Origin of the sequence: Micromonospora sp. ATCC 39149 (genome assembly GCF_000158815.1) — a bacterium.
Taxonomy (GTDB): Bacteria; Actinomycetota; Actinomycetes; order Mycobacteriales; family Micromonosporaceae; genus Micromonospora.
This window is the reverse complement of sequence record NZ_GG657738.1, coordinates 3,711,819-3,713,748: the sequence shown is the minus strand read 5'-3', so window position 1 is coordinate 3,713,748 and position 1,930 is coordinate 3,711,819. Positions and strand designations below refer to the sequence as shown.

The window sequence follows — 1,930 nt, the reverse complement described above, 5'->3', positions numbered from 1 at the left end:
CCACCACCCCGGAGCCGTCGCTGACGGCTATCCCGGCGGCCTCCTGGCCACGGTGCTGGAGGGCGTAGAGCCCGAAGTAGGTCAGGTTGGCGACCTCCTCCCCGGGCGCCCAGACGCCGAAGACGCCGCAGGCGTCCTGGGGGCCGGGTCGCTGGGGATCAAGATCGTGGCTCAGCCGGCCGTCGCCTCGGGGCACCTGCCGCTCCCTCATGCTGGTCGGGACTGGCCGGGCCGGACGGAGTTGCTGGTCCGCGTTGCCCGGCCGGGACCACTGTCGTCGCCTGACAGTGTACGCGAATCAGCGTCAATACAGAAAGTCACGACACAGCTCCGGTGAGTGATCGTCTAGTCGGATTGTTCACCCAGATGAAGCGGGAGGTGCACGGAGAGGTCCGAACGGGCCCCGCTGACCCGAACACGACCCTCGGCGACCGCGTCCGCCCAGCTCCGGCGGCCCGTCGCGAGCTCCAGCCACGTGGTCGGATCCAGCTCGACGACGTTCGGTGGGGTGCCGCGGGTGTGTCGGGGACCGGGAATGCACTGAACTGCACCGTAAGGTGGGACACGCACCTCCACCGATCGGCCGGGGGCACGCTCCGTGAGGGCGGCCAACAAGGCACGGACCGCCTCCCGGAACACCGGCCGTTCGGGCGTACGACCTTCATCGAGCGCGGCGAGTGCCTCGGCGACTGCTGCGGACTTAAAGTGCGGAGAGGACACGAAGGGACGATACGACCCGGCTCCGGTGCTTTCGACGCTGGCCCTGGGTCGCGCCGATCCGGTCAGACAAGGCATAGTTGCCGACGGCGTATTCGTACCGTGATGATCCCCGGCCGGCGCCCCGCCGGCCAGGGAAGTCAGACCGGAAGGCGGTGGACGTGTCAACACACCGACGTGCCTGGCAGCAGCGGGCCGGTGTGGTCGTGGCGCTGGTTGTCGGCGCCCTGCTCGCCACCCCCGCCACACCCGCCCTGGCCGCCGAGGTCAGCGTCACGCCCGGCTCAGTCAATTTGAACGCGGGCAGTGACGCCACGGTGAGCGTCCAGGTCACTCCGGGCGACGGTGACACGAACGCCCGGATCAGCCTCACCGGCCTGCCGGCCGGCGTAAGCTGCGCGAGCGGCTGCGGTCAGATCAACCTCAACGGGCAGGCCCCGAGGAACCAACTGCTCACGCTCAAGGCCAGCGACCGCGCGCCGGACGCCGGCGGGGTCAACGTCACGGTCCGGGTGGAACCCGACAGCTCGAACTCCACGACCGGCAGCTTCCAGCTCAACGTGAAGGCGACGGCCGCGCCGACGACCCCCGCCCAGACACAGACCGTCAAGTCGGTCTCCGGCAAGGTCGTCGCGACGGCCAACGGCGAGGCCGTGCCGAACGCCGTCGTGATGCTCCAGGACAGCGCCGGGCACCGCTACGAGACCACCAGCAACGGCAGCGGCAACTTCAGCTTCACCGGCAGCACCGACCGGCCCATCACCCCCGGCCGGATCGACATCGGCGCGATCCAGGGCACGGTGAACGCCACCAAGTCCTTCACCGCGAGTGCCGGGCAGAGTGTGAGCGGCCAGCGGCTCAGCCTGGCGATCAAGGTCGAGGTGAGCCCGAGCCCCAGCCCGTCGGCCAGCGAGGAGCCGCTGCCGACCGACGAGGCCACCGACGAGGCCACCGAGGAGACGCCGGAGGCCACCGCGGGCGCCGTGAACAACGCCGCCGCCGAGGACGACAGCGGCTTCGGGTCCTGGCTGCTCATCCTGCTCGGCGGCCTGTTCGTGGCGGTCGGCGTCGGCACCATCGTGCTGCTGTGGATGAAGCGCCGGGAGACCGGCGACGACACCGAGGACGCCCCGACGGGTGCCGCCGCGGCGGGCGCGATCCCGGCCACCCGGGGGGCGTACGGCGGGGCGGACGACCAGACGCGAGTGGTGAA

General features: G+C 70.9%; 1 protein-coding gene and 2 pseudogenes. 1 reads left to right on the top strand and 2 read right to left on the bottom strand.

Annotated elements, in window-relative coordinates; translation table 11 throughout:
* Both MCAG_RS15800 and MCAG_RS30900 read right to left on the bottom strand, forming a co-directional pair.
* A pseudogene (locus MCAG_RS15800) lies at positions 1-196 on the bottom strand (amidophosphoribosyltransferase); the annotation flags it as partial.
* A gap of 149 nt (positions 197-345) precedes the next feature.
* A complete protein-coding gene (locus tag MCAG_RS30900; protein WP_083802287.1) occupies positions 346-720 on the bottom strand; it encodes a sterol carrier family protein in 375 nt (124 codons plus the stop codon).
* Positions 721-878: 158 nt separating this feature from the next.
* Here MCAG_RS30900 and MCAG_RS15795 point away from each other — a divergent pair.
* Positions 879-1,930, top strand: a pseudogene (locus MCAG_RS15795) (carboxypeptidase regulatory-like domain-containing protein); the annotation flags it as partial.